The 26,431-nt window shown below is 66.6% G+C and carries 29 protein-coding genes and 1 pseudogene; 14 read left to right on the top strand and 16 right to left on the bottom strand.

Going from position 1 to position 26,431, the window contains the following annotated elements; genetic code table 11:
• The 5 genes from AC07DS_RS03460 to AC07DS_RS03480 form a co-directional block, all read right to left on the bottom strand.
• Nucleotides 1-1,392, bottom strand: coding sequence for a hypothetical protein (locus AC07DS_RS03460; protein WP_479142270.1), 1,392 nt, complete (start codon nt 1,390-1,392; stop codon nt 1-3).
• The gene (locus AC07DS_RS03465) at nt 1,392-2,165 is read right to left on the bottom strand and encodes a hypothetical protein (protein WP_479142272.1); all 774 of its coding nucleotides are present in this window, start codon (nt 2,163-2,165) and stop codon (nt 1,392-1,394) included. Before AC07DS_RS03465 ends, AC07DS_RS03460 begins: the two co-directional genes overlap by 1 nt.
• 40 nt (nt 2,166-2,205) lie before the next feature.
• On the bottom strand, nt 2,206-2,790 hold the full coding sequence (locus tag AC07DS_RS03470; protein WP_479142273.1) for a CYTH domain-containing protein: 585 nt from the start codon (nt 2,788-2,790) through the stop codon (nt 2,206-2,208).
• 152 nt (nt 2,791-2,942) lie between these two features.
• A complete protein-coding gene (locus tag AC07DS_RS03475; protein ID WP_479142275.1) occupies nt 2,943-3,242 on the bottom strand; it encodes a hypothetical protein in 300 nt (99 codons plus the stop codon).
• Between the two features lie 73 nt (nt 3,243-3,315).
• The gene (locus tag AC07DS_RS03480) at nt 3,316-3,825 is read right to left on the bottom strand and encodes a nucleoside-diphosphate kinase (protein ID WP_479142276.1); all 510 of its coding nucleotides are present in this window, start codon (nt 3,823-3,825) and stop codon (nt 3,316-3,318) included.
• A gap of 989 nt (nt 3,826-4,814) precedes the next feature.
• On the opposite strand from AC07DS_RS03480, the gene AC07DS_RS03485 reads away from it, so the two are divergent.
• Nucleotides 4,815-5,477, top strand: coding sequence for an NUDIX hydrolase (locus AC07DS_RS03485; protein ID WP_479142278.1), 663 nt, complete (start codon nt 4,815-4,817; stop codon nt 5,475-5,477).
• Nucleotides 5,474-5,887 carry an NUDIX hydrolase gene (locus AC07DS_RS03490; protein WP_479142280.1) on the top strand — a complete coding sequence of 138 codons (414 nt, stop codon included), beginning with the start codon at nt 5,474-5,476 and terminating at the stop codon, nt 5,885-5,887. The genes AC07DS_RS03485 and AC07DS_RS03490 overlap by 4 nt, the downstream gene beginning before the upstream one ends.
• Nucleotides 5,888-5,925: 38 nt before the next feature.
• Here the strand turns inward: AC07DS_RS03490 and AC07DS_RS03495 are convergent, their stop codons facing one another.
• From AC07DS_RS03495 to AC07DS_RS03510, 4 genes are all read right to left on the bottom strand, one after another.
• On the bottom strand, nt 5,926-6,126 hold the full coding sequence (locus tag AC07DS_RS03495) for a DUF5999 family protein (protein ID WP_479142281.1): 201 nt from the start codon (nt 6,124-6,126) through the stop codon (nt 5,926-5,928).
• 177 nt (nt 6,127-6,303) lie between these two features.
• Entirely contained in the window at nt 6,304-6,897 is a 594-nt protein-coding gene (locus AC07DS_RS03500; RefSeq protein ID WP_479142283.1) for a DUF6624 domain-containing protein, read from the bottom strand.
• Nucleotides 6,898-6,922: 25 nt separating this feature from the next.
• The gene (locus tag AC07DS_RS03505; RefSeq protein WP_479142285.1) at nt 6,923-7,321 is read right to left on the bottom strand and encodes a DUF6415 family natural product biosynthesis protein; all 399 of its coding nucleotides are present in this window, start codon (nt 7,319-7,321) and stop codon (nt 6,923-6,925) included.
• Nucleotides 7,321-7,755 carry an ATP-binding protein gene (locus tag AC07DS_RS03510; protein WP_479142287.1) on the bottom strand — a complete coding sequence of 145 codons (435 nt, stop codon included), beginning with the start codon at nt 7,753-7,755 and terminating at the stop codon, nt 7,321-7,323. The genes AC07DS_RS03505 and AC07DS_RS03510 overlap by 1 nt, the downstream gene beginning before the upstream one ends.
• 257 nt (nt 7,756-8,012) lie before the next feature.
• Between AC07DS_RS03510 and AC07DS_RS03515 the strand changes: the two genes are divergently transcribed.
• Nucleotides 8,013-9,254, top strand: coding sequence for a helix-turn-helix transcriptional regulator (locus tag AC07DS_RS03515; RefSeq protein ID WP_479142288.1), 1,242 nt, complete (start codon nt 8,013-8,015; stop codon nt 9,252-9,254).
• A 67-nt stretch (nt 9,255-9,321) separates the two neighbouring features.
• Here the strand turns inward: AC07DS_RS03515 and cutA are convergent, their stop codons facing one another.
• Both cutA and aspS read right to left on the bottom strand, forming a co-directional pair.
• Nucleotides 9,322-9,648 carry a divalent-cation tolerance protein CutA gene (cutA, locus tag AC07DS_RS03520; RefSeq protein ID WP_479142289.1) on the bottom strand — a complete coding sequence of 109 codons (327 nt, stop codon included), beginning with the start codon at nt 9,646-9,648 and terminating at the stop codon, nt 9,322-9,324.
• 331 nt (nt 9,649-9,979) lie between these two features.
• On the bottom strand, nt 9,980-11,290 hold the full coding sequence (aspS, locus tag AC07DS_RS03525) for an aspartate--tRNA(Asn) ligase (RefSeq protein WP_479142291.1): 1,311 nt from the start codon (nt 11,288-11,290) through the stop codon (nt 9,980-9,982).
• Nucleotides 11,291-11,774: 484 nt separating this feature from the next.
• Here aspS and AC07DS_RS03530 point away from each other — a divergent pair, with 484 nt between their 5' ends.
• The 3 genes from AC07DS_RS03530 (at nt 11,775) to AC07DS_RS03540 (ending at nt 12,839) form a co-directional block, all read left to right on the top strand.
• A complete protein-coding gene (locus AC07DS_RS03530) occupies nt 11,775-11,918 on the top strand; it encodes a hypothetical protein (protein WP_479142293.1) in 144 nt (47 codons plus the stop codon).
• Between the two features lie 153 nt (nt 11,919-12,071).
• The gene (locus AC07DS_RS03535) at nt 12,072-12,518 is read left to right on the top strand and encodes a hypothetical protein (protein ID WP_479142295.1); all 447 of its coding nucleotides are present in this window, start codon (nt 12,072-12,074) and stop codon (nt 12,516-12,518) included.
• Between the two features lie 102 nt (nt 12,519-12,620).
• Nucleotides 12,621-12,839 carry a hypothetical protein gene (locus AC07DS_RS03540; protein WP_479142297.1) on the top strand — a complete coding sequence of 73 codons (219 nt, stop codon included), beginning with the start codon at nt 12,621-12,623 and terminating at the stop codon, nt 12,837-12,839.
• Nucleotides 12,840-12,850: 11 nt separating this feature from the next.
• On the opposite strand, the gene gltX is transcribed toward AC07DS_RS03540, so the two are convergent.
• A complete protein-coding gene (gltX, locus tag AC07DS_RS03545; RefSeq protein WP_479142889.1) occupies nt 12,851-14,218 on the bottom strand; it encodes a glutamate--tRNA ligase in 1,368 nt (455 codons plus the stop codon).
• Nucleotides 14,219-14,653: 435 nt separating this feature from the next.
• Nucleotides 14,654-14,752 (bottom strand): annotated as a pseudogene (locus tag AC07DS_RS03550) (VOC family protein); the annotation flags it as partial.
• Nucleotides 14,753-14,934: 182 nt separating this feature from the next.
• Here AC07DS_RS03550 and AC07DS_RS03555 point away from each other — a divergent pair.
• The 3 genes from AC07DS_RS03555 to metG all read left to right on the top strand — a co-directional run bounded on the left by AC07DS_RS03555 (nt 14,935) and on the right by metG (nt 19,254).
• Nucleotides 14,935-15,489 (top strand): histidine phosphatase family protein, encoded by a 555-nt coding sequence (locus AC07DS_RS03555; RefSeq protein ID WP_479142299.1) that lies wholly within the window; start codon nt 14,935-14,937, stop codon nt 15,487-15,489.
• Between the two features lie 177 nt (nt 15,490-15,666).
• A complete protein-coding gene (gene argS, locus AC07DS_RS03560) occupies nt 15,667-17,394 on the top strand; it encodes an arginine--tRNA ligase (protein ID WP_479142301.1) in 1,728 nt (575 codons plus the stop codon).
• Nucleotides 17,395-17,724: 330 nt separating this feature from the next.
• On the top strand, nt 17,725-19,254 hold the full coding sequence (metG, locus tag AC07DS_RS03565) for a methionine--tRNA ligase (protein ID WP_479142303.1): 1,530 nt from the start codon (nt 17,725-17,727) through the stop codon (nt 19,252-19,254).
• A gap of 76 nt (nt 19,255-19,330) precedes the next feature.
• Here metG and serS read toward each other — a convergent pair whose 3' ends face one another.
• Nucleotides 19,331-20,620, bottom strand: coding sequence for a serine--tRNA ligase (serS, locus tag AC07DS_RS03570; RefSeq protein WP_479142305.1), 1,290 nt, complete (start codon nt 20,618-20,620; stop codon nt 19,331-19,333).
• A gap of 397 nt (nt 20,621-21,017) precedes the next feature.
• On the opposite strand from serS, the gene AC07DS_RS03575 reads away from it, so the two are divergent.
• The 5 genes from AC07DS_RS03575 to AC07DS_RS03595 all read left to right on the top strand — a co-directional run bounded on the left by AC07DS_RS03575 (nt 21,018) and on the right by AC07DS_RS03595 (nt 24,579).
• Complete coding sequence (locus AC07DS_RS03575; protein WP_479142307.1) at nt 21,018-21,896, top strand: GNAT family N-acetyltransferase; 879 nt, start codon at nt 21,018-21,020, stop codon at nt 21,894-21,896.
• Nucleotides 21,897-22,135: 239 nt separating this feature from the next.
• Nucleotides 22,136-22,576: a hypothetical protein gene (locus AC07DS_RS03580; protein WP_479142309.1), complete on the top strand. Its 441-nt coding sequence runs from the start codon at nt 22,136-22,138 to the stop codon at nt 22,574-22,576.
• A 161-nt stretch (nt 22,577-22,737) separates the two neighbouring features.
• Nucleotides 22,738-23,193, top strand: a complete 456-nt coding sequence (locus AC07DS_RS03585; protein WP_479142311.1) for a hypothetical protein — start codon at nt 22,738-22,740, stop codon at nt 23,191-23,193.
• A gap of 61 nt (nt 23,194-23,254) precedes the next feature.
• Nucleotides 23,255-24,094 (top strand): transposase family protein, encoded by an 840-nt coding sequence (locus AC07DS_RS03590; protein ID WP_479142313.1) that lies wholly within the window; start codon nt 23,255-23,257, stop codon nt 24,092-24,094.
• A gap of 71 nt (nt 24,095-24,165) precedes the next feature.
• On the top strand, nt 24,166-24,579 hold the full coding sequence (locus AC07DS_RS03595; protein WP_479142315.1) for a hypothetical protein: 414 nt from the start codon (nt 24,166-24,168) through the stop codon (nt 24,577-24,579).
• A 49-nt stretch (nt 24,580-24,628) separates the two neighbouring features.
• Here AC07DS_RS03595 and AC07DS_RS03600 read toward each other — a convergent pair whose 3' ends face one another.
• Entirely contained in the window at nt 24,629-25,504 is an 876-nt protein-coding gene (locus AC07DS_RS03600; RefSeq protein WP_479142317.1) for a hypothetical protein, read from the bottom strand.
• A 54-nt stretch (nt 25,505-25,558) separates the two neighbouring features.
• A complete protein-coding gene (locus AC07DS_RS03605; protein ID WP_479142319.1) occupies nt 25,559-26,380 on the bottom strand; it encodes a protein kinase family protein in 822 nt (273 codons plus the stop codon).
• Between the last annotated feature and the right edge of the window lie 51 nt (nt 26,381-26,431).

Raw genomic sequence — 26,431 nt, forward strand, 5'->3', positions numbered from 1 at the left:
TCAGCTGGCTGAGGACTCGGGAACCGACCACTTGTTGTTGCGCATCAGCGTGTACTTGATGTCCACGAGACGCGGCGCAATGGTCAGGTCCAGTTGCTCGACGGGGTGAACGCGGCCGACGTTGTCCTGCTCGGCCCGCCAGACGCTGTACTCCAGGTCGGGGTAGGCCGGGTTGATGCCGACCTCACCCTTGGGCATCGTGCCGTTGAAGGGCGCGAAGATGTCCATGTGGTTCCAGTAGTTCCACGCCTGGAGTGCCTTGTGCTGGTCGAAGTAGAAGTAAAAGTCCGGGTAGCGCCCGAAGGTCCGCAGCTCTCGATGAATCAGGTGCCCAAGGAGAGGGCCCAGGGGCGCGGCGAGGCTGTCGAACTCCCAGCGGGTGTGGTGCCAGGCGTCTGGCACTTGGCCAGGCGTAAACAGTCTGGCGGCAACGAGGTAGCTGATCCGGTCGCGGAGATAGGCCCGGGCGTCCGCGGCGTTCACGGTGCCGTCGACCTGCTTCAGGAGTTCCTCGAACCCAGCCGGAGGCGGCCGGAACTTCGCCAGATCGAACTTGCCGGCCATGCCGAGGGTGGCGAACAGCATGTCCTTGTAGAGCCAGTTGTTGAGTTGTCCCAGGTCCGCCAACCTCTGGCTGTGCTCGCTGGTGGAGTGGAGCATCAGGTACTCGGCCAGCGCCTCGAAGTACAAGTAGCCGAGGATCGGCAGGCGGGGGATCGTCTCGTCCAGCAGCTCCAGGAACACGGTGGGAGCGACGTCGGCACCCTCGTAGACAATCGCCGCCGCGAGCGCGAGGAAGGTGGTGGAGTTCTTGACGCGGCTCACGACGGTCTCGCGGAGCTCGTACCTCTCGGCCGTGGACAACAGGTATTCGAGATGGCTGTAGATGCTCAGATGGATCGAGCCGAGGCGCAGGTAGTCCACCCCTGCGAGTCCGCGGTAGGCACGACGTGGACGCGTGACCTCGAAGATCAGCGGGGTCGGTGTCCGGCCAGGCGTCCCAACTTTCGCCACGAACGCTGGCGCTTCCTTGGTCAGGACGTACTCGGCCAGGTTGTGCATGCGAAAGCCGCTGCCGTTCGCAATCAGCGGCGCGCAGTAGATGCTGCCGACCAGGCAACCTCCGGAGGGGTAGAGGAAGCCATGCTGGCTGATCTCCTCAAGCGCGTGGGTGACGTGCAGCAGGTACAGCGGCCCCGTGCCGGTGAGGGCGTCGAACAGGGCGTTGTCACGCAAAAGGGCACCGTTGGGCGTGTCTTCTGCCAGCCGGGTTTCCCACGCGGCGGACTGCTGTCCGAGGGGGTCAGCGTGATCGGGAGTGCTGGAGATCAGCGGGGAGTCGAAGAAGGCGTGGGCATCGGCCCACAGGTGGTAGCCGTCGCGGATGTCCATCAGCTGACTAACCCCCGCTGCTCCAGTGCCTTGAACACGGAGTCCCCGCTGTCGAGGCCGGCAAGGTGCGCTGCCTCGGAAGCCACGACGAGTTCGAAGGCCGAAGCCCGCAGCGCGTCGAAGGCTGCGGCTGTGGTGCGTATCAGCGAGCTGTCCGGCCACCAGGACAGTTTCGGTTGCCGGTAGCGGTCGAGGGCATCGGCGGCCTTAAGCAGGTCGGTGATTCCTTCGGCCTGGGCGTGATCGATCTTGTCGTCCGCTGTGAAGGCGGAGTACGGCACATCGTGAAGACGCACGGCCGTCGACGCAGCCACGATGTGTCGTGGAGTGGCGGTCAGGTGGAAGTGCGCCCACACGGTGTCGGCGTTGTCCGTAAGCCACACCGCAGCCCGGCCCCCGTGGCCGCGGTCGTCCTTGTCGTGCAGACGGCGGCAGTCGTGAACCGCTGCCGCCACGATCAGTGTGGCCGTGTCCTCCTCGGACAGACTGGCGGCTTCCGCGAGGAGCGCAGCCAGCGCGGCGGTCCGCATGGCGTGGCGGATACCGTGCAGCGAGTCAGCGAGCCTCGGTTCGGCCATCCACGTGACGGGGATGGCCGATCGGTAGAGGAGCCGTTGAGAGGCGGCCCGCAGCTCGTACGTCGGAGCGTCCGGGAAGTTCGGCCGGTTGGCCTCGATCCACCGCACGGTGGCGGAATCCATGAACTGGTGGTGCGGAAGCTGCTTACGTGCAGCCAGCTCGACCAGGCTGTCGGCCGGCGGGGTGGTACTCATCGGGCCTACCCCCTCGGTGCCTCGGAAGGACGGATTACGGTCAGGTCTGGGGTTCGATCTCCGCAGGGGCGGCCTTACGGGCCTGTTCGGCAGCCTCGAACGCAGCGGTGAAGTCGGCGAGCTCCTGCTCGGTCATCAACCTGACGTTCAGCTCCTTGGCCACGGCGAAGATGCGGTCCGTCGCCTCCTGCCGGGCGGCGTCACTCGCGTTGTCGTCCAGCAGTACTTCGAACTCGGCGTGATGCCCCCACGCCTCGCTCCACTTGACGGCGATCTCCACGCCTCGGAAGCGGTAGTTGTGGCGGCGGTTGAACGCCTGGTGCATCAGAGACTCGAAGCCCAGCGCGTTGAAGACCCGCACGGCCGCGGACACGTCCTCGCGGGCGATGGCGATCTCCGTCTCAGGGAACGCGACGCCCTGGCCGATCTTGCTGTGCTTGAGCGTGATCTTCGCCGACCCGGCGGCGGTGTTGTCGGTGACCTTCAGGAGCTTGTCCGGCAGGACGTAGAAGTAGATGTGCTTGTCGTCGCAGCCCAGGTCGGTGCCCTCCTGCTCCAGTCGGTTGACAAGCCGGTCGTGGGCCTCCTCGTCGAATCGGGCACGCAACTCGATCTCTACGGGCAACGGTCTTGTCCCTTCTTCAGGCATGACTGATCCGCCCGAACCTGCGCAGGTGGCACCTGGCTGGCTCGGTGGGGAGTGCTATGTGAGGTTGTGCGGCGGCGGTGCGGCCAGCAATCTGTGCGCACCGCCGCCCTCAGCGGTCCGTGGTGAGCTCAGGCGAGGTCGCCGAAGCGTTCACGCACGACGCCCTCGTGGAGGTAGTTCGGCAGGGCGACGCCGCCGATGGACGTGCGCGTGGTGGCGACCTGCTCCATCGTGTCCGCGGGGAAGCCTTCCAAGAGCTGGAGGCACTGCTTCACCCACTCGCGGGACTTCTCCCAGTCGCCCTCGTCCCGGTAGCGGGAAGCCAGCGCGTAGGCGCTCTCCGTCGCCGCCCATCGGTCAGTCGCCAGTTCCTGCTGGAAGATCGACTCCAGCTCTTGGACGGAGGCAGCGCGGGTCTGGTTGGTCATGGTGCCCTCTCTACTAATCGTGGTGCCAGGTAGTGCTCAACGCGGCGAAGCGCGCGGGGTGACGTCGCCATGCTCAGTAGGTGTAGATCTCCGCAAGCGTGCGGTAGTCCTGCAGCTCGTCCTTGTCGAACCACAGCTCCACCTCCTGCTGGGCCTCCTCCGCATTGCCGGAGGCATGCACGAGGTTGGCAACCGCCTTGCCGGACGCGACGCTGGCGGCCTTGCTGTAGTGCGAGAAGTCGCCCCGGATCGTGCCGGCCGGAGCCTCGTTCGGGTACGTGCTGCCCACGATCTTGCGCACGGTGGCGATGGCGTCGAAGCCTTCGAGCACCAGCGCGATGACCGGCCCCTGCTGCATGAATCGGGCGGTGAACTCGTACACCTCGGAACCCAGTCGCTCTTCGAGATCGAAGTAGTGACGCCGGGTGAAATCTGCGTCCATCTGCTTCATCTTGACGCCGACGATCTTGAGCGCCGCGTCCTCGAACCGAGCGATGATCTTCCCGGCGAAGCCCCGCACGAGCGCGTCGGGCTTGAGGAGCACAAGCGTGCGCTCCACCTTCTGTTCGGGCTCCTGCGCCATGGTCTTTCTCATCTCTTCCGCGGGTGATGTGACGGGCGTTCAGCGCGTCAGGGACTGAGGTTACCTGCGCCCGAAGGGCTGATCGTTTCCTGGCAGTTGGGCTAGGTACGCCGGTGCTGACCTACTCCTCTTGTATGGCGATTCGATAGTCGAAAGAAGATGCCCAGTCGGGCTGTCGGTCGGTGACTCCTACGGGACGAGCGACCTCGGCCTTGCTGCGGCTGGCGCGGTGCCAAGGCAACCTCAGCGGGCGCAGCAGTGACAGGTATCCGAGTCGAGAGTCGGTGCTGGCGCTCCGCGAGCGTCCAGTGCATCTGCTCCAGGTGGAACACGCAGCGGCGACACGCAGTGATCGTCACCTCCAGGCCCCGGGAACTGATCGAGCCGATTACGGCGACATCTGCATCCTGCCGGTCGCATCGAAAGCAGCAGCCCTGGACCCACTCGAACCGACCCCACAACGCACTCGGCTTCATGTTCCGACTCCGCCGCCGTAGGGACGAGAGCAGGGGGCGACAACTCCCGGCGCCCGCTCGCACAGCCTGGTCCCCAGACGGAGCCAAACGCGGTCCGGGTATCTGCGCCTCGACGCCCCTTCCGACACGTCCTCTCCCTTCTACGGCTTCCGTTACTGGGTGCCGGCCCGTGCCCGACGGGGGCAGCAGGCACAGGCCGGCTGCCGCCCAGGGCTTCGTCGTGACGTCCCACCCCGGGCGGCGGTTCATGTGGCTCTCAAGGCACGTCATCAGGCCAAGACATCGCAGGTGCCAGCCAACTTGCTGATCTACAAGGGGACTTACACCTACGATGCTCTGGCGGCTGCAGGCTCGCCAATCCAGCATTCATGAGGCTGATCGCGGGGTCTCGGTGGGCATACCTGAGAGTCAACCGGTGATCGCATCGCTTCGCCATGAACTGCCAGTGCAACGAGCATGCAACTTCGGCACATTGACCATGCACCTTGCCGACCCGATCCGTGAGGCTCCCCGATGGAAGTGATCGACGTTTGGACCGGCCACCGTGCGTGCATGCTCCAATCTGCTCTCCGCCTGACCCGCGAGGCCTTCGCTGACCGCCTGGGCATCTCCACCCGAACGGTGGCCACCTGGCACTCGGACCCAGACGTGATACCGCGCTCGGAGATGCAGCAACTCCTTGACGCCGTCTTCGAGAACGCACCGGCCACAGTCCGGCAGCGGTTCGCTCTGCTGGTCGCCGGTTCCAGCGGCAAAAGCACGGAAGCCTCGGGGCCGCAGCCGCAGGCCCTGCGCGTCGCGATCGCAGTGGTCGTTCGCGACGAGGAGGTCCTTCTGGTCTGCCGTCGTGGTGACGACGCGTCCGGGATCACGTGGCAGTTCCCCGCCGGCGTCATCAAGCCGGGAGTCAGACCGGAGACCGCGACCGTCCGCGAGACCCTGGACGAGACGGGCGTGCACTGTGCCGTACGTCGAAGCCTCGGTGCACGGGTCCATCCGGTCACGAGCGTGCACTGCGTGTACTTCCTCTGCGAGTACCTGGCAGGGGACGCGACGAACAGCGACGTGGTTGAGAACGTAGATGTGGCCTGGGTACCGAAGAATGCGGTGGGCCGCTTCATTTCCGCCGACACGATTTACCCACCGATCCTGGCAGCACTGGAGGAAGACGCATGACCGAGCAGACGACAGAAGAGCGACCGGGCATCGCAGCGGCGATCGTGGTCCAGGACGGTGGCGTTCTCATGGTCCGTCGCCGGGTCGCGGAGGGTCAGCTGTCGTGGCAGTTCCCGGCGGGCGAGATCGAGCCAGGCGAGGGCCCTGAGCAAGCAGCCGTACGCGAGACTCTCGAAGAGGTCGGCATGACCGTGACCGTTCTCAAGCTCCTCGGGGAACGCGTCCACCCCAAGACTGGTCGCAGGATGTCGTACGTGGCCTGCACCGTAGAGTCCGGGACCGCCTACGTCGCGGACGACGAAGAGCTGGCTGAAGTTGCGTGGGTGCAGCATGCCCAGATTCCCGAGTACGTGCCCTATGGCCTCTTCGATCCGGTGCAGGCGTATCTCGACGCCACACTGAGCCGGTGATGCCTGGCCGTGGCGGTCGATCATTCGCAGCATCCCGACTACATCGACCCCACGGCAACCGACGCCATTCGGTACGGAGCAACGATCCGCCCGTCCGGCAGCAACTCCCCCGTGTCCTCGAAGAGAAGAACCCCGTTGCATAGCCGCCACCACCCCTGCTCCGGACAAGCGGCCACCACACGGGCGGCCTCTCGATCGGAAGACTCGGCCGATGGGCAGGGGGGCTGATGCTCGCACATGGGTCGGTGACCTCATATCGGAAGACAGAAGGACGGGTGGGGCAGGCGTGGCATCGGAAGTCGAGGGAATCTCCTCGCAGCCACCCCACGCTCCGGCTGGGCTCTCGGCCAACATCCAACCGGCGGTAATGCGCCCCACGGCAGGGGCTTGCGCTGAAGGGCTACTGATGGCGGTCGTCATGCCGCCGCCTTCACAGTAGGTACCACGCCGGGGTGCTCGGTGACGTCGGGCGGCCCGGATTCCGGTTCGCGGGTGTGGCGTCGCCGTAAGGCTTCGTGAGCGGTGGCGAAGGGCGGCAGGCGGACGCTCGCACGGCGGGCGTCGAGGTGCTGGGGCTCTCGCACGCGCAAGAGTTCCACACCGTCGGGTCCGCCGCGGTATTGCGTGCCGTAGGTCTGCGCCGTGCCGGCGTTGATGCTGCACCGGTCGTGCAGGTGTGCCCACTGCTGGATGGTCGCCTCGCCCCGTTCCACGGCGGTGGCCATCAGGCGCAGGGACAGACGCTGGAAGTCAGCGAGGTAGTCAGCGCGGAGAGCGATCTGCCACGCCGACTTGGCCCCCTCTTCGCCGACCAGGCTCCTGCCCGGCCATCCGTGTTCGCCGACGATCCTCCGGAGCACCTGGGCGTTGGCGTAGTCATTGTGGCGTCCCATGTCGATCTCGGCCCGGCTCAAGAGGCCGCGGGCGAGCCTGGAGTGGTACTCCCGTGATGTCACAGCACGGTCGATCAGGTCGCGGGCGATATCGGGCCGCTGCGGTTTCGTGGTCATGGTGAGACTCCGAGGTGGAGGGCGTTCATGCGGCGCTCTCTCCCATCAGATCGAGGATCGTGAGGATGGTGAGGGCGAACCGTCGGAGGTGCCCCAGCGCGTCATCGGGGTGGGGGTGCTCGGCGCTCAGGTAGAGCAGGCGCCGCATGGCCTCGACCGGATACGGCCGCACGAGAGGCGAAACGACCTCTACGATCTTGGTGGTCGTCTTCCGGAACCTCTCCGCGATGGCCGTGATCTCGTGCGGGGTGGGCCGCGCGTACTCGTCGAGCACAGCGTCCAGATCGTCGTACAGCTGTTCGTCGACCGCCTCGCCGGCAAGGGAACGGCGCAGGGAGCAGAGGAGTGTGCCCAGCGTGTCGTGATCGTTGGAGGTTCGCCGGGCCAGCAACCGCGCGGCCACTCCTGCCGTCACTGCAACCATCACGATCCCCCTTCGGGGATCGCGAGAGAGCACCACGTCATCGTCCCGTCGTGACTCGTGCCCCACTCCTTCGCGATGGCAGCGACGAGTAACAGCCCACGGCCGCTCTCGTCTGCCTCGCTCGCGCAACGCAGACGGGCCGGAGTCGGTGATCCGTCGGTAACTTCGATGCGAAGTTCGTGCGCGGCGCGCCACATCCTCAGTCCAACCGAAGTTCCCTCGGCGTGCTGGACGGCGTTGGTAACCAGCTCGGAGACGACAAGCGCGGCGTCGTGGGTCAGCGCGGCGAGGCGCCAGTGACGCAGGTGGGCTGTCGTGACCCGCCTCATCTGCCCGACTCGGAACTCGGCCGGAAGGAAGTCAACTTCGAAGCCGGTCGCGGCAGTATGAGCTGGGGCTGAAGTTACCGGGGCGAGGGCCGTGGTGGGGGTCATCGACGCTCCCCATCCCCGTTGCGATCGCGGAGATCCGCGCCGGAAATGGGCGGCGTCCCTCGGCGCGCTACGGCCGCAGTCCTGTCCGTGCCCCCGCCCGGCGGGGTCGCCTCTTGGAGCCTGGTCATGCACCCATCGCACCGCGCTGCGAGGCCGTCTACCAGGGGAATCCAGAGGGGGAAAAATCTGTCAAGGGGGGAAACCCTGGGGGGAATTGAGGCCATGATTGGATTCCGCCCACGACAGAGGTCACACTCATGACAGATCCGTTCGCCGAACTGCTCCTCCGGCTCCGGAAGGAAGCAGGCAGGACGCAAGAGCAGCAGGCAGACGCGATCAACGCTGCCTCCGGCCGGGCAACCGTGACCCGACGGGAGGTCAGCCGCTACGAGAAGTCTGAGAACGTCCCCACGAACCACACGCTTGCCCACATCGCGACTGCCTGCGGTGTCCCCGTCGAAGAGCTTCTACGGGAGGCCAAGGCCGCTCGCGCCCGGCGTAGGAAGGGGCCCGTCCGTGAAGAAGAGGACCAGGACGACGTGAAGCGCCGCAAGCTGCTGGGCAGCGCCGCCATTGGCGTAAGCGCGGCTGCCGAGCCCTGGGGGCGGCTCGCCTTCGCGCTCAGCAAGGGCTCCCGTATCGACAAGCCCGCTGCGGTCGCGCTCATCACCCGAGCTGCTGACCTGCATGTCCAGGAACTCAATCTCAGTGCCCGCCGCCTGCAAAGCACCGTTGAGTCGCACCTTGACGCGATCACCGCAGCCCTGCCTCACGCCGGCGAGCACGAACGGGCTCTCACGATCGCCGCCGGAGAGACCGCCGCCCTTGCCGGATGGGTGGCCTGGGACCTGGGCGAGTACGACAAGGCTGGCGCCTACTACGACGTCACGACTGAGTGCGCGGCGAAATCCGGGCATCCTCCCCTCAGAGCCTTAGCCCTCACCTACGCCAGCTACGGAGCTCCGGCACCGAAGAGGAAGCTGGAACTCCTGTCCCAAGCCTCCCAAGACGTGCGCGGCCACGGCAACGCCACAGCCGCAGCCTGGGTCCTCGGAAGGCGCGCGGAGGAAGCCGCCGCAGTCGGCGACGAGACAGGGGCTCTGCGTGCGCTTGATCGAGCATGCTTCGCCTACGACTTCGCGGATCACACCAGCGAGCAGGCCTGGGTCCGCTTCGTGACGCCGTACCGGATGGATTCGTTGGCCCTGTCCGTGTACGGGCAATTGGGGCGGTCCGAACTCTCCGCCACGGCCGACACCGCGGTCGACCGCCTCGGGGACGAACTACCGGATGGCGGCGTCGTTGTGCTCGGTGACCTTGCCTCGGCCCTGCTACGCGGAGGCGACGTCGAACAAGGCGTCTACGTAACGCGCCAGTTCACGGCCGCATCACAGGCCAAGCCCAACACGATGGGCAAGGAACGAGCCGCGAAAATCGCCACATGGCTCCCCGACAGCGAGCGGGAACTCGCCCATCACTTGCGGCAGTTCGCGTCCTGAGCCGATCCCTTCGTTCGGTACATAGGCGAGCTCAGGACACGAACACCGTCGCGCGACACATCGCTCGTCAGCCCCGCGTTGTCTCCTCAACGACCCAAGACAAGTACGCCTCCGACCCGCCGGTCACAGGCAGCGTGATCCACTGGGGGACGTCGTACGGGTGCCTCTCGGACAGCCACGCCTCCAACTGCTGGAGACGGTCTGTCGTCGTCATGTAGGAGATGCGCCACTCCCGCGCCGTCTCGACCTCGTTCTTCCACCAGTAGACGGCGGTGATCGGCGCGTCGATGTGAACGCCCGCTGCCAACTTGCTCTCGACCGCGCCCCGCGCCAGGGCCCTTGCTTGGTCCTCGTCGTCGATAGTCGTCTGCGCGATCACGATCTCGCTGGCCATGCAACTGACTCCCCTGCTCGGTGTACCACGACCCTACCCAGCCGCCTGTGGGTCCGCGCAGGCCATCACCAGGTGCCCAGCCGAACGGCTGTGCAGCCACGCGCTGAGACCCCACTGGGTCACCGCCGTGTCGGCGCTCGAGGGAGCGTCACCCTCCCCCCACGGCGGGATATGCAACCCTGCCCGCTGCTCCGATCGGGAGATAGGCACTGCGGGCCTACGGGGCCAAGAACCCAACGAAGCTCGGACGTAACCTGCGCCATATCCACCACCGAGACAGCGTCCCGCGGCGCGAGGCATTCGCTCGTGCCGCAGGACCCTCACGCCTGGCTTACGGGGTGAGCCGGTTCGGTCCGCGGAAGAGGAACGTCGCCTCGCGGATCGAGTCCAGGCCGAGCATCACCATCAGCACCCGCCCGAGGCCCAGGCCGAGCCCGCCGTGCGGCGGGCATCCGTACCGGAACGCGTTCAGGTAGTACTGCAGCGCCTCTGAGCTCATGCCCTTCTCAGCTGCCTGCTTCAGCAGCACGTCGTACCGGTGTTCACGCTGGGCGCCGGTGGTGACCTCCAGGCCCTTCCACAGCAGGTCGAAGCTCAAGGTCACGCTCGGGTCGTCGGCAGGCCGCATGTGGTAAAAGGGCCGGATGCCGACCGGGTAGTGCGTGATGAACACGAACTCGTGCCCGGTGGCCTCCTTGATGTGGGCCGAGATGCTCCGCTCACCCTCGGGGTCCAGGTCCTCCTTGATCCCTGCCGGGTCCCAGCCGCCCCTGCGCAGGATTTCGTGCGCCTCGGCCATGGTGATGCGGGGGAAGGGCGTGGTGGGGACGGTGACCTCGGCGCCGAAGTGCTCGGGAATCGCTTCGCCGTGGGTGTCGGCGACCTGGCCGATGGCGTGCACGAGCATCTGCTCCTCGAACGCCATCACATCCTCGATGCCGTCGATCCAAGCCATCTCCAGGTCGACACCCGTGAACTCTGTGGCGTGCCGGCTGGTGAATGACGGCTCGGCACGGAAGACCGGGCCGATCTCGAAGACCTTGTCGATGCCGGCAGCGATCGCCATCTGCTTGTAGAACTGCGGCGACTGCGCCAGATAGGCGCTGCGGTCGAAGTAGCTGAGCTCGAAGACCTCTGCGCCGGACTCCGAGGCGGTGCCCATGAGCTTGGGGGTGTGCATCTCGGTGGCGCCCTGCGCATACGCGTACTCGCGCATCCCCTGTTCCAGGGTGGTCTGCACGGCGAACATCAACTGGGTGGCGGGACGGCGGCGTACGTCCAGGAAACGCCAGTCCAGGCGTTGCTCCAGGCCGGTGTGCTCGTCGATCGGCAGCGGCGTGGCGGCCGGGTTGAGGACCTCGACCGTGTCAGGGAGGATCTCCAAGCCGCCGAGTTTCACCTGGGCGGCGTCCACGACGCGGCCGGTGATCTTGACAGCGGACTCGGTGGTGAGAGCTTCGAGCTGAGCCTCAAGCGGCCCGTCGTCGCGCTTGTGGGTCGCCTGCACCATGCCGGTGCTGTCCCGCAAGATGACGAACTGAATCTTGCTCTGCAGGCGCAGGGTGTTTACCCACCCGCAGACGGAAACGGTACGGCCGACGTGTTCTCGCAGGTCGGAGACGTGTACGCGGCTGTGGATCATTTCGGTCCTCCGAAGGACATCGTCATGATCCCTTGGGAGTGCGGGCGAGAAGGGCAACTCGCGGTGCCACCGCACTTTCGCCGCCACAGCGTGGCGGCCTCATTCGGGCCCAGTAACGGGGGCCAACCGGCGGGGCATTGGACCACCAGGCGGGGTCGTTCCTCCCTGCGCTCAGGAGGGTCTTCGCCCCGGGGCGCGAGGCCGCCTTTCCAGCTTCCGGCGGCTCTCTCGGCTCGCGTGATCCCTGGCTACTCGTCTCCATCAACGCGTTGCCCAGCAGGATACGGACCCCACGGGCACCACCGCAATCAAGTACACCGCCGGCTTCACCTACGCCATTCACCCCTACTCGGGGGCCCCGGAATCAACCACCGGGGTGCCACCGGCGCAGATCTCATGGACGCCCTCTCGACGACGGCCGACCGTGACCCTCTGACGGCGGATCAAAACTGACCCACTCGGTGATCTTCGTCTGATTCTGGCCTTGGTGATCAAGGTCAGGAGGGAAGAGGTGATCTGTGTGGAGGACTGGGCGGAGATCCGCAGGCTGGACCGGGCCGAGCAGATGCCGATCCGGGCGATCCGCGACGCTCAGCCGGCTGGTCACGAACGACTGACCCGTAAATGATCTCCGAATGTGAGCGGGCTGCGGTTCACAGGTGCGGCAAGCGTTCGAAGTCATGCCACCCTCGGCTCACCACCGTGCCACCCCTCATCAGTGAATGTGCTGAGGCACCGAGCCCTGTTGCGAACGCAGACCACTGGCTGAATCTATCCACGGGTGCCGGGCCGCAAGCGGGGCCTGGCCGTGGACGTGCTCGGCCTGGTCTTCGCCGTCATCGTGCCGGCCGCGAGTGCGCACGACAACACCTCGGGCGTCGCCATGCTGGACCAGGCGGCCGACCACACCGGCGACACCGTCGAGAAGGCGATGGGGGACGTGGGCTTCAATAGCCAGGTCGTCACGGTTGGAGCCGACCTGGGCATCGACGTCGAGATCGCCACAGGAGGCGGGGTTTGTTCCGCAGACGAAGCGATGGAGGGTCGAGCAGACCTACGGGACCCTGATACTGCACCGGCGCCCGGTCCGAGACAGAGGACCGCCACCGGCCTCGCCGACCGCATCCAGGCTGGCCCGCCGGACCTGCCCGAGCACCCGGACTACCCCCGCATACTTGCCGTCTTCTACGACGCTTCCGGACCGTTGCGGGCCAGGGGCGTCTGCTAGGCCTCGACCACGAACTACTGCGGGCCTGCGATGTCGGGGGCTTCACACCGCGCATGCAGGAAGGGTGAAGGCCGGTGCGCCGCGGAGGCGCTGCTCCTCAGCGTGCCCTGCTTCATTCAGACGATCGCCGTACTCGGTGACCTCGCAAACCTCACCACACAGCCGTACCCGGACCTGCGTCGGCTGGCCCAGCAAATACGGGAGCGGGCGGACACAGCGCCGGACAAGTCGAAGACCGTGTACGAGACACTGGCCCGCTTTGACACGACGTACTTCCGTGATGCCTGGTCCCGCCTCCTCACACAGGCGACGGGACCTTGATCACGAAGGGGTCAGCCAGCGAGCTTCGCCAGAGCCGCGTCGATCCGGGCCAACGTGCGGTCCTTGCCGAGAACCTCCAGGGACTCGAAGAGGGGCAGACCCACCGTGCGGCCCGTGACGGCGACACGCACCGGTGCCTGGGCCTTGCCCAGCTTCAGGCTGTGCTCCTCGCCGGCGGTCAGCACCGCCTCCTTGAGGGACTCAGGGCTCGTCCAGTCGGCCGTCTCCAGCTTGGCGCGGGCCGTGGCCAGGAGGGCCGCCGGGGCGCCCTTCATCGCCTTGGTCCAAGACGCCTCGTCCTCCACCGGCTCCTTCAGGAACAGGAAGTCGACATTGGCCGTAACGTCCGACAGCACAGCCAAGCGGGTCTGGGCATGCGGGGCGATCGCCTCCCAGGCCGCCTGGCCGAAGTCCTCAGGCGCCCAGTTGGCGTACGGAGCGCGCAGCCACGGCTCACAGGCCTCGATGAACTTATCCACCGGCAGCGCGCGGATGTACTCGCCGTTGAACGCGGTCAGCTTCTTGATGTCGAAGAAGGCCGGGGAGGTGTTCACGTCCTCGACGCGGAACTTCTGCTCCAACTCCTCGTACGGGCGAAGCTCGACGTCGTCGCCCGGGCCCCAGCCGAGCAGCATCAGATAGTTCGTCATCGCCTCGGGCAGGAAGCCCTCGGCGAGGTAGTCCTCAAGGGCGACCTTGTCGCGACGCTTCGACAGCTTCTGCCGCTTCTCGTTCACGATCACCGGCAGGTGCGCCCACACCGGAGGCTTTGCACCGAGCGCCTCCCACAACAGTTGCTGCTTCGGCGTGTTCGACAGGTGCTCGTCACCGCGGATGACCAGGGTGATCCCCTCGTCGAGGTCATCGACGACGTTGGCGATCAAGAAGACCGGCGAGCCGTCGCCACGTGAGATGACGAAGTCCTCGATCGAAGAGTTCGGGAAGGACGGCTCACCGCGGACCAAATCCACGACGACCGTCTCGCCCTCAGTGGGCGTACGGAACCGCAGTGCCCGGCCCTCCACGTACTCGAGGCCCCGGTCCCGGCAGAAACCGTCGTAGCCCAGGTGCTGCGAGCCGGTCCGCTCCTGCACTTGCTCGCGGGTGCAGTCGCAGTAGTACGCACGGCCCTGCGCATAAAGCTGCTGGGCGGCATCGCGGTGCCGGTCGGCGTTCTGCGACTGGAAGTAGGGGCCCTCGAACGAGGGATCGTCCTTGGAGATCCCGATGGACGCGAGCGCGCTGATGATCCCGTCGATCCACTCGGGCTTGTTGCGGGCTGTGTCGGTGTCCTCGATACGCAGGACGAACTTGCCCCCCGACTGTCGTGCGACGGCCCAGTTGTAGAGAGCCGACCGGGCCCCGCCAACATGGAACATTCCAGTCGGGGACGGGGCGAAGCGCACGCGTGTGGAGGCTGTAGACATGCGCGCAAGGCTACCGATAGCCGCCGCGTGCTTGGGCGCACCGTTTCGACCTGCCGCCGTGGCGCTACGGGCTGCAATCTGCAGCGGGGAGGGCCCAGGGCTGACGGGCTTGCTGAGTACATCCGGACTGTGTCGGCCGGCCCTCGCAAGCGGAAGCCTCGTGTCGGGCTGTGCCCCCACCGGGCTGGCGCCGGATTCCAGCCGTGGCGTGAAGGGACATGTCGGCAGCGCCGGCCTGTACTCCGACGATCCCAAGCAGAACGACAAACGAGGGGATGCTTGATGCCGACCAAGGAGAGGCGCCGCACAAAACGCAGTGCCGACGTGAGATTGGCCAGAAAGCAGGTCTGGCTGCGGCGGGTGCTACAGCTGCCCTCTTCATCTTGTGGGAGCACCCGTGACAATTCCGTCGCCTTCGTCCTGCACCTCGTAGTCAAGGACCGAGCACCAGAACCGGGCGAGGCCGTGGGGATCGGCGCAGTCCAAGGGCCTCCCAGGACACCAGTCGCCCGAACCTTCCCTATCGCAGCGTCTGGGCGGCCGACGCGGCCGCCACCAAACCGTTCGGGTTCATACGCTTCACCCCGGGCCGGGCGTCGGAGGCCAACTGCCTACTGCTCGCCATATTCCACTGGCTATATCCGTGGCCGATGCGCCAGGCTGCGCCTGTGACGACGTTCTACTTGGTGCAGCACGCGGAGAAGGAGCGTCAACTCGGTGACCCGGGCTTGACGACGCTCGGCCGGGAGCAAGCTTCCCGCACAGCAGAGTGGCTGCGGCACGTCGGGCTGCGCGCAGTGTTCAGCAGCCCGCTTCGGCGAGCCCGCGAGACTGCGCAGTTCATTGCATCCGCGAGCGGCATTCGGGTGCAGGAGGACGGGCGCCTGCGTGAGCGAATGAACTGGGACGATGACCAGTCCATAGAGGATTTCCTTGCAGACTGGTCCGCATCGGTGCAGGACCGAAACTTCGTTCCGCGATCGGGAGATTCCTCGCGTCAGGTCGGCGAGCGATTCCAGGACTGCTTGGCGGACTTGTCCGGCCTGCCGGGCCCCATCGCGGTAGTCAGCCACGGCGGAGCCACAGTGGACTTGCTGCGTACTTTGGTTGGCGATGACGCATTGACGACCAGCCTGCTATACGAGGGCGTTCCCTCCTGCGCGATCACTACGCTGAACGGCATGACTGTCGTAGACATAGCGTCACTCGAACACCTGAAGTGAGCACCGCACTCAGCAGTGAGGCAACCCGCAGCGGATACACAGGCGATGCCACGGTAGGGCAGGGCGGTTTGTATGGAGTCGCTATGAGCTTCGTTCTCTTGGGACTGGCCCGCTCTGCCTCCTCGTGCGGCGAATAAGGCTTGGACACCCATGCTTTGGCCTGGATAGCTTCTTTGAATGGCGCATCTGGAAGCACTGCTGCATCAGAGGTTGGCTCCGGCGTTCGAGTCCGTGGCGGGAACCGCCGTCGATCCGGTGGTTCGACGATCGCAGCACGCGCACTTCCAGTCGGACGCGGCGCTCGCCTTGGCGCGTGAGGCCAGTGGTAACCCGCGCGACATCGCGAGTCGGGTTGTAGATGCTGCACAGCTTGATGATCTCTGTTCACTGGTCGAGGTCTCAGGCCCGGGCTTCATCAATCTGACGCTCGCGGACGAGGTTCTCGGGCGGCTCCTGGCCGACAGTGTCAGTGACGAGCGGCTCGGTGTTCCCCAGACCGTGGCCCCGGAGACCATCACGATCGACTACTCCGCGCCGAACGCTGCCAAGGAGATGCACGTCGGGCACCTCCGGTCGACGATCATCGGCGACGCGGCAGTACGTCTGCTGGAGTGGCAAGGCCACACCGTCATCCGGCAGAACCACATCGGCGAGTGGGGCACGCCCTTCGGCATGCTCGTTGAGCACCTCCTGGATATCGGCGAGTCCGAAGCCGCCCACGAACTGTCGGTTGGCGATCTCAATGGCTTCTACCAGGCCGCCCGCCGCAAGTTCGATGCCGACGAGACGTTCAAGGACCGGTCCCGCAAGCGGGTCGTCCTGCTCCAGAGCGGCGACGGGCAGACCCTGCGCCTGTGGCGCACGCTGGTCGACGGGTCAAAGAAGTACTTCATGACCGTCTACGGTCTGCTGGAGGTACGGCTCACCGAGGACGACTTCTTCGGGGAGAGCTACTACAACGACCAACTCCAGTCGGTCGTGGACGAACTCAAGGACCTCGGCTTGCTCCAGGAGAGCGAAGGCGCTCAGTGCGTCTTCCCCCAGGGCTACACGAACCGCAGCGGCGACCCGCTGCCGATCATCGTCCGCAAGGGCGACGGCGGATTCGGCTACGGCGCCACTGACCTGGCCACCATCCGGCACCGCGTGCGGGATCTGCACGCGACCCGGCTGCTGTACGTCGTCGGCCTGCCTCAACGCCAGCACCTGGAGATGATCTATGACGTGGCTCGGGACGCGCGCTGGCTCGTTCCGCCCACACGAGCCGAGCACATCGGTCACGGATCAATCCTTGGCGACGACGGCAAGATGCTGCGTACCCGTGCCGGCACTTCGGTGAAGCTGGTGGACCTCCTCGAGGAGGCAGTGGTAAGGGCGACCGCGGTCATCGCCGCGAAGAACCCTCAGCTCGACGACGACACCCGCGCTGCTGTCGCTCGGGCCGTCGGTATCGGAGCGGTCAAGTACGCAGACCTCTCGACGGACCGCCTCAAGGACTACGTCTTCGACTACGACCGGATGCTGTCGTTCGAAGGAAACACCGCGCCCTACCTGCAGTACGCGCGGGCCCGAATCTGTTCTATTTTCCGGCGCGCTGGTGTGGAGACGCCGCTACACGGGTCCGAGAAGCTGGTCATCGCCGAGCCGGCCGAGCGCGCGCTCGCGCTGGAGCTCCTCGAGTTCAACAGCCTCATCGCCGAGGTCTCCGAAACTCTGGAGTTCCACAGACTCGCCAACTACCTGTACGGCCTGGCCGCCGCTTTCACCCGCTTCTACGAAGAGTGCCCGGTGCTGCGCGCTGAGGAGTCCATCAAGGAGAGCCGACTCGTCCTGTGCGACCTTACGGCCCGCACACTCGAACTGGGCCTGACGCTGCTCGGCATCGACTCCCCGGATCAGATGTGACCGGCTGAGCCTTGCCATCGGCCGACACCGGCCGAACCCACCGCGCTCGGGGGCCCAACAGGGCCCCCGAGCTGCATGGAGCATCCGCGTACGACGAAGGCCACATCTGGAGCAGAACTGCCAGTTGCTGCGGAGGGGGAGGCAGGAAAAGCGCATGCTCGGCGCGAGGCCCTGTTGCTACCATCAAGGCCATGATCACGCTTTCGCCTCAGCACCGGATGATGCCCCGCCAACGGGGCTGCTGAGCACGGACGCGTACCGAATCCGAGGCCCCGGGACGGGGCCTCGACCGTTGTGCGGACCAGGCCTCGCTACCCGGTAGGAGGACCGATGACCGCACCACGCCACTACATCACCACGACCATCCCGTACGTCAACGCGCACCCGCACCTGGGCTTCGCCCTGGAGCTCGTGCAGGCAGACACGCTGGCCCGCCACCGCCGCCACCGAGGCGATCACGTCCGGCTGCTCAGCGGAACCGACGACAACTCCCTGAAGAACGTCCTGGCCGCCGAAGCCGAGGGCGTCGACGTGCAGTCGCTCGTCGACCGCAACGCCGACGCTTTCGCCGCCCTGCGCGGCCCACTGGCGCTCTCACTCGACGACTTCATCCGCACCAGCAGCGACCCCCGCCACCGCGCCGGAGTGGAACGGCTGTGGCGCCAGTGCGCCGCGGCCGGCGACCTGTACCGCAAAGAGTACGAAGGCCTGTACTGCGTCGGCTGCGAACAGTTCTACACCCCGGACGAACTGATCGACGGACGCTGCACCGAGCACGGCACCGAACCTCAGCACGTCGCGGAAGAGAACTGGTTCTTCCAGCTCTCCCGCTACGCCGACCGCCTCCATGAGCTGATCTCGAGCGGCGATCTGCGCATCGAGCCCGCCGCCCGCCGCAACGAGGTGCTATCCCTGATTGAAGGCGGCCTGCACGACTTCTCCGTCTCCCGCTCCCACAGCCGCGCCCGCGGCTGGGGCATCCCCGTGCCCGACGACCCGAGCCAGGTCGTCTACGTGTGGTGGGACGCACTCGGTAACTACGTCACCAGCCTCGGCTACGGCACCGGCGACGCCGCCTACGACCAGTGGTGGGCAACCAGCGAGCGCCGCGTCCACCTGGTCGGCAAGGGAGTGGTGCGCTTCCACGCCGTGTACTGGCCAGCCATGCTGCTGTCGGCCGGGCTGCCGCTGCCCACCGACATCCTGGTCCACGACTACCTCACCGTCGCCGGCCGCAAGATCAGCAAGTCCGGCGGAACCACCGTCGACCCGGCCGCGCTGGCCGCGACCTATGGCACCGACGCGGTGCGCTGGTGGCTCCTGCGCGACGTCCCCCGGACCGGGGACGCCGACTTCACCCCCGATCGGCTGACCTCCCGTGCTGACGCGGACTTCGCCGGAGGGCTGGGCAACCTTGTGCACCGCATCGTGACGATGATCCACCGCTACCGCGGCGGCACGGTTCCCTCGCCTAATGCCGCCCCAACTGCTGTGGCGACACTGGTGAACGTGTACCAGGATGCTCCCGGCCTGATCGATACCGCCCTGGCCGACTTCGACTTCCGCCGCGCCACCCGCGCTGCCTGGAGCATCGTGGAGGAGGCCAACCGCTGCATCGACGCCGTCCGGCCCTGGGAGCTGGCCCGAGCAGAGCGGCAGGGTGACGGTGAAGCAGCGAGGTCTCTCGACACGGTCCTCGCCGCACTCGTCACTGCGTGCCGCGTGCTGGCCGAAGAACTACGGCCCTTCATCCCCGATGCCGCCGCGCGGATCGCGAAGCAGGTGACACCCGTCGACGGGAGTCTGCCGGCCTCGCACCCGCTCTTCCCTCGTCTCCAGGAGCACACGCAAACCGCTTGACGCCAGTGCTCCCAGGACCCGTTGACCCCCTCTTTAGATCTTCATGCAGACGCATGAAGTCTTTAGCTCTCTGGCACTACTGGGCTTCCACGGACTGCGACAGGACCTGACGCATGACCCACTTCTGCAGGACCTTGGGCACGACCACCGTGCCGTCTTCCTGCTGATGCTGTTCGAGAAGTGCGGGGAGGAGACGGCTGGTGGCCAGCCCGGACGCGTTCAGGGTGTGGACGAAAGCCGACTTGCCTTGGCGCGGCCGGTAGCGGATGTTGCCACGTCGCGCTTGGTAGTCGCAGGCGTTCGACACGGAGCTGACCTCGACGTACGCCCGAGTGCTGGGCAGCCACACTTCGACGTCGAAGGTCTTGGCCATAGCGGCGCTCGCGTCCCCGGCCGCCAGCCGCGTAATCCGGTAGTGCAGACCAAGATCCGCCACCAACTGCTCCGCCTTACCGAGGAGTTCCTCATGCGCGGTCTCAGAATCCTCAGGACGCGTGAACTGGAACAACTCGACCTTGTTGAACTGGTGCCCGCGCAGCGTTCCACGCTCGGCCGTACGGTAGCCGCCGGCCTCCTTGCGGTAGCACGGCGTGTAGGCGAAGTACCGCTTGGGCAGCTCGGCTGCCGGGAGCGTCTCGTCCCGGTGCAGGTTCACGAGCGCGGTCTCCGCGGTCGGCAGCAAGAACCGCTCCGGTCCGTGCTCGCCCTGCTCCAGCGCGAACACTTCCTCCGCGAACTTGGGGAACTGGCCCGCGGTGTATCCGGCCGCATAGGTGAGGATGTGCGGCGGGAGGAGGAACTCGTAGCCGTCCCGCAGATGGGCCTCGACGAAGTAGTTCAACAGCGCCCACTCCAGCAGTGCACCGTTGCCGCGATAAATCCAGAACCCGCTGCCGCCGAGCTTGGCCCCCCGCTGGTAGTCGACAAGCCCAAGGGTCTGGGCGAGCCGCACATGATCCTTCGGCACGAACCCGAACTCCGGGAATCGGCCGACCGTACGGACGACCTCGTTGTTCTCCTTGCCGCCAGCGGGAACGTCGTCGTCCGGCAGGTTCGGTAGCGGATCAAGGAAGCTGCGGCAGGCCCGCTCCAGCTCGTCGAGGTGGGTCTCGGCGGCAGCCAGACCCTCGGCGACGTTCCTGGCTTCGACATGCAGGTCCTCGACGGTTTCGCCTGCCCGCTGCCCTTGCGCGATCTTCCTCGAGATCGACTTTCGGGCACCGCGTAGTTGCTCCACCGCCCCTCGCGCCTGTCGTAGGTCACGGTCCAGGCGCAAGAAGTCGTCGATATCGACATGGACCCCGCGCTTCGCCAGCGCGTCCTGCACGTACTCGGGGTTCTCGCGGATGAGGGCGACATCCAGCATCGGCCGGTGCTCCGTTCGATCAGCCATCGCGGGCGTGATCCCTTGGGAGCGCGGGCGAGAAGGGGAAACTCACGGTGCCACCGCGCCTTCACCACCACGGCAGTGGCGGCCTCGTTCAGACCCGGTCACGGGGGTCGGCCGGCGAGGCATTGGGCCACTATTCGCCGGCCGTTCCTCCTCGCACTCAGGAGGGGATTCACTCCGGGGCGCGAGGCCGCCGTCACAGCAGCTGGCGGCTCTCTCGGCTCGCGTGATCCCGGGCTACTTGTCTCCGTCATCGTGTTGCGTCTGAGGTTAGGCGCACCGCCGTCGCGCAGCCACTGGATTACCCCAGCCTGTCGCCCCGCCCCAGCGGAAAACCGCGGGCTCATGCCGACAGCACGAGGGATCATGAGGCATGCGCCCGGATGACTGGCACCTCACCGAAGACCTCGACGACTTCCTCGCCCGAGCCGGAGACTTCCTGCACTCACGGCCTGCCCTCCACACCGTCCCACTGACGGTCACCGAGTCACTGCGTACACGCGTGGCGGACGCGCACGGCGCCGAAGCCCCCCTCTTCGGCTGGCTGGAGCAGGCGGGCGAGGTCCGCGCGGCCTTCTTCCGCACCCCGCCCCGCCGCCTGTACCTCACCCCCCTGCCCCTCGAGGAGGCCGATACCCTCGCCGCCCACTTGGCCGGCCTCGGCCACCCCCTCCCCGGCGTCAACGCGGACCACGACACCGCCACCGCCTTCGCCGAGTCCTGGCAGCGGCACACGGGCGCGACGCCGACGCTGCACGAGCGGGAGCGCCTGTACCGCCTCGGCAAGCTCACACCACCGGAGCCGCTCCCGGAGGGCCGAAGTCGAGTCGCGGGCGAGCAGGACCGCGAGCAACTCATGCTCTGGCACCGCGAGTTCGTGACCACCATCGGAGGAACCCCCGCCGCGGACAACAGCTCATGGGCGGACACGCGCATCGCCCATGGACGCGTCATGCTCTGGGAAACCCCAGACGGCACCCCCGTCTCCATGGCGGGCAGGACCCCCATGGTCGCGGGCCAGGTCCGGGTGGCCCCCGTCTACACCCCGGCCCACCTGCGCGCCCGCGGTTACGCGGGCGCCGCGACGGTCGAGGTGAGTCGGGCCGCGATGGCCGCAGGCGCGGCGGAGGTCCTGCTGTTCGCGGACCTGGCCAACCCCACCAGCAACGGCCTCTACCAGCGGATCGGGTACCGCCCGGTCAGTGATTTCGCGGTGTACGACTTCTCGTGTGCCGCACCGGAAATCCGTTGAAGAACTTGCTCGTGCCCGAATTCAACGAGTGAATTTCGGTGGCAGAGGACACCCCGACGACTTCACCCTGACGGAATGCCGAATCTCATCACGCCCCGCCCGCCATACACCTCCACTGCGGTCGCCCCAACTGGGAAGTCCTTCCCAGCCACATCCGCCGGCTCATCTCGCGACAACTTGGCGGGGCAACCTCTGCACGGCCAAGTGCCGGAAGCGGCTTCACCCAAGGCTTCGCCGCGGTGATCAACGGGGGATTCGGCGCCCAGTTCGTCAAAGCCGTCAACAGTGCCGACTCGCCCCACATCGCTGACTGCTACCGGCGAGAGGCTCTGATCAACCAGGCATTGCCTGAGCCGGTGCCAGCCCCGCGGCTGCAGTGGAGCGAAGAGCAGGACGGCTGGGTGGTGCTCGGGTTCGATGCTGTCGCCGGCGGGCGCATGCCCAGTGCGCCGTGGAAGCCCGACGAGTTGACCACCACGCTCGACGCCTACACGACCACGGCTGAGGCGCTGTCCACGCCACCCTCCGCTCTCCAGATGGTGGGGCTCAAACCGATTGGTGACGGCAGTGACTTTGCCGATTGGCGGAACCTCACCGGCGGTGCCACCAGCGCAGACGTCCTGCCCGAATGGGTACCTACTCACCTTCTGGACGCATTGGCGGGGCTGGAAGCCCAATGAGTGGTGTGCATCGTGAAGTTGCAGGTCCCGGGTGTGGCGTGAATCGTCTTCGGCGTACTCGCGCTGGTGACGGGCAGCAGTCTGGGGTGTAGATCGTCTGGCAGGTGCGGGTTTACGGTTTCTCACCCGCCGTCTCGGGTTACGTTCGTACGCTCCGGCGCATGATGGATCCCGAGGTGCAGGAGCGGATCACCGCGCGACGCGCGGAGCTGGACGAACTCGAAGAACAGCTGGTCAAGCAGCTGGATGAGGTGCGGGCTGAGCGGGACGAGCTTGCCGTGGCCGTGCGGGTGTGGCAGCGAATGAGCGAGCAACTCGCGGACGAGCGGGCGGTGTCTGGGTCGCCGGTGGTGCAGGTCGCGGGACGGGCGGTGCGGCTGGTCCCGGACCGTGCGCCGGGGGTGGAGGAGTCCGCGCTGCCGGTGGACTATCAGCGGATGCTGTCGATCGTTGCGGCCGCCGGTGGGCCGGTGATGGTCAAGGACGTCGGGGCCGAGCTGGGCATCGACACCACGGTGGCGGGCCGGCTGGAGCCGTTGCGCGGGAAACTGACGAAGCTGGCCGACCGGGGCTGGCTGCGCAAGCTGCCCGACGGCAAGTTCACGTCGCGCCCGTAGCGCCCAGGAGGAGCGCGCGGCCGAGCGTAACTGGCGGGCCCCCGACGGCAGTTGAGTTCGTGTGACCAAAAACAACTCTCACGTCGAGGGCCCTGACGGACTTGTCTACACCGCCCGCCTGCCGCTGTCGAGCGCCACCCTGAACTGGCTCGCCGACCTGATACGCGGCCATCTGAAGAAGCTCGGCTCGCGGTGGCGGGCCCTGTCCGCCGGGAAGATCGCCGGCATCGTGCTGGCGGTGCTGCGCTGTGACCAGCGGCCGGGCGACCTGGCCGGCGGCAACGGCGTCCACCGCACCACCGTCACCCGCTGGGTGCGGGAAGTCGTCGGCCTGTTGGCAGCGCGCGCCCCGCGCCTGGACCGCGCGTTGAAGAAGATCGCCCGCAAGGGTGGTGGTGTCGTACTGCTGGACGGATCGGTAATCCGCACCCGGCGCCGCACCGGGAAGGACAACCGGAAGAACTACTCCGGCAAGACCAAGTGCCATGGCCTGCTCGTCATCGCACTCACCGACGACAAGGGCCGCCTGATCTGGGTCTCCGCCGCACGGCCCGGCCGCACCTCGGAGATCACCGCCTGCCGACACGACAAGCTCACCGCCCACCTGCGGGCAGTCGGCCTCGGAGCCATCGCCGACCTGGGCTTCGTCGGCCTCGACGACAGCGATCCGGATGCCGACCCGGCAGTGATCACGGGCTACAAGGCCGCCCGGAACCGGCCCCTGACCCGAGGGCAGAAACTGTCGAACACGGCGCTGGCCTCGGTCCGCGCCCCGGTGGAGCACAGCTTCGCCCACTTGAAGAACTGGCGCGTGCTGGGCAAGGTCCGCACCGACCCGGCATGGGCGACCACCCTGGTCAGGGCCCTGCTCGTGCTCACGAACCGCGAAGTCGCCCGCTGACCGATGATCTTGTCGATGGACAACCGCCCCGGACCTGCCCGAGTACCCCTACCGCCCCTCACGCCACACCCGTGACCTGCAACTTCACGATGCACACCACTCAATGGCAAAAAGCCGTCGCCGGCGACTCAGTCCTCCACCACGACCTGCGCCAGGACAACCTGCTGATCGACACGAACAGCCACGCATGGATCTGCGATTGGAACCGGCCTTGCCTCGGGGCAAGTTGGTTCGACCTCGTACTTCTCCTGGCGGCAGCACACGCCGACGGGCACGATGCCACCACGCTGTTCTCGGAGCACCCCACGGCCCTCGGAGTTGACGGCGAACGGCTAGAAGCTGCCCTTGCTGCCCTCGCTGGCTTCTTCCTGGTCTCCGGAGCCCAGCCTGTGCCGGACTGGTCCCCGTACCTACGCCAGCACCAGACCTGGTGTGGCGAGGTCACTCTGCGATGGCTGGCGGATCGCCGGGGCTGGCGGCTCTGACAACCATGGTCGCCTCAGCGGGATCTCTGGCCAGAGCCCCAGGACGGTCTCAGGCCAGGCCCGACGGAGCTTCCCGAAGATTCTCCACAATCCGTGCCGCAGCGCGCCGAGCCGGCCCCAGCCGAGGGTCATCGGGATGGGCATAGGGGCCGACGATCTTCGTGCAGAAGAACAGCATCATCAGCATGCCGTCCCGGCTCTCAAGTTCACGGCGTCGCTCATGCCACACACGGTCGGCCAGGGCCGGAACGGCGAGAGAGTTACCCCACAGCGACGCGGAGTCCAATCCTCGTGGAGCCGTTCCCCAGTCCTCCCAGTCGAACAGACAGAACTCCGGGCCGGTCACGTTCGCCCAGTTCATGTCTGCATGGGCCGGTGCCCAGCACCCGATGGTCGTGTCGAGGGGACCGGGGAAGACACTGCGGATGGCGTCGGTGACCAGAGTCTGGGTGATGGTCTCGGTGTCGGGAGTCGCGACACGACTCGTGTACTGGGCGGCGAGCGCATCCAGCGAGGAGTTCAAGGTTTCCCACCAGGTATCGGGCAGCTTCGGATCGTCGGTGAGCACCCCACCCGGCTTCACGGGCTCGGCAGGCAGCAGTTCGGTCTCGTCAGCCCGCCACATCACCGCCCCGAACCGTTCACCCCAGGCCACACACGCGTACCAAGCAGGCTTCACAATCCCGCTCAAAGTCGCCGCGCATTCGGAGCCGTTCCAGCCTTGGCTGCTGATCTTGTCGATTCTGCGCCGCTCGACCCGTACCCAGGTGTCGCGGTCAGTTCGTGCCCCGACGGTCCGACGCTTGCGCACCAGCGTTTCTCGGTCCAAGCGCACCTGCAACGACCGTTCCACGCGAGCGAGGACCTCGTCGACAGGGTGAACCCGCAGGTCGACCGCAGTGTCAGCAGACAACGAAGATGACATGCACCCTCCCGGACTGGCCACTCGCTCAGCCCAGTACATCGCGAACCTTAGAAATCAGCTGTCCAGACCACCGACGCCACGCCAGGCCTGCGTCAACGCCTCGACAGAGTCGTACCGATGAGCGGGATCGTCGGCCGTCGCACGCTGAATCACGGCGAGCTGAGCAGGAGAACCGCGCCACTCCCGCTCCTCATCACCTGCGTCCAGGAGCAGACGCAGCGCACGCCCAAGCACGAAGACGGTTGTGCGAATGTCGACCGTCGAGCCCCTGATGAACTCTTCGGGCGCCATGTAGCGCCGTGATCCCGGCAGTCTCTCGTCTTCCAGGATGAAGGGACCAGGCCGGTACTCATCCAGATCACACAACACCATGCGGTGCGCCTCGAAGTCGTACAGGAAGCACCCGTCATACAGATCGACCGCGACCAACCCGGCCTGCTCGACAGCCAGGTGCGCGTCCAGGACCTCGTCCAACGCCCGCAGAATGTCGGCGACAGGCAGCCTGCGAAACCGGGCCATCGGGCTGTCTGGCGCTGCGCGGCCCCCGTGTGCATGGGTCGTGGGGTGATATAGGACCTCACCCTCGGCCCAGGGATAGACCAGCGCCAGGCCATCTCGGAGGCGGAAGTGGTGGCGCAGGGGCACGATCGCCGAGTACTGCACTGCGCCGTGTACGTCCACGGCTCGGCGCAAAGAGGATGCTGCCGGCGGAGTGGTTGCGCCCTTTACGAACCACCGTTCATCGCCGACAGCAACCCCGTAGGACTGGCAGCCGGAGTCCTGGTCGCGGAATGCTCGGAAGATGCTGCCCACGTCTTCCAGGTACGGCTCCAACAGATCAACGGCTTCAACGTCCAGCAATGGGTGGGAGGGCATGGGCCACATCATTCACTGCCTTGTCGAGGCAGCCACCCGATCTGAGCACAA

This window comes from Streptomyces sp. NPDC044064 (assembly GCF_056434245.1).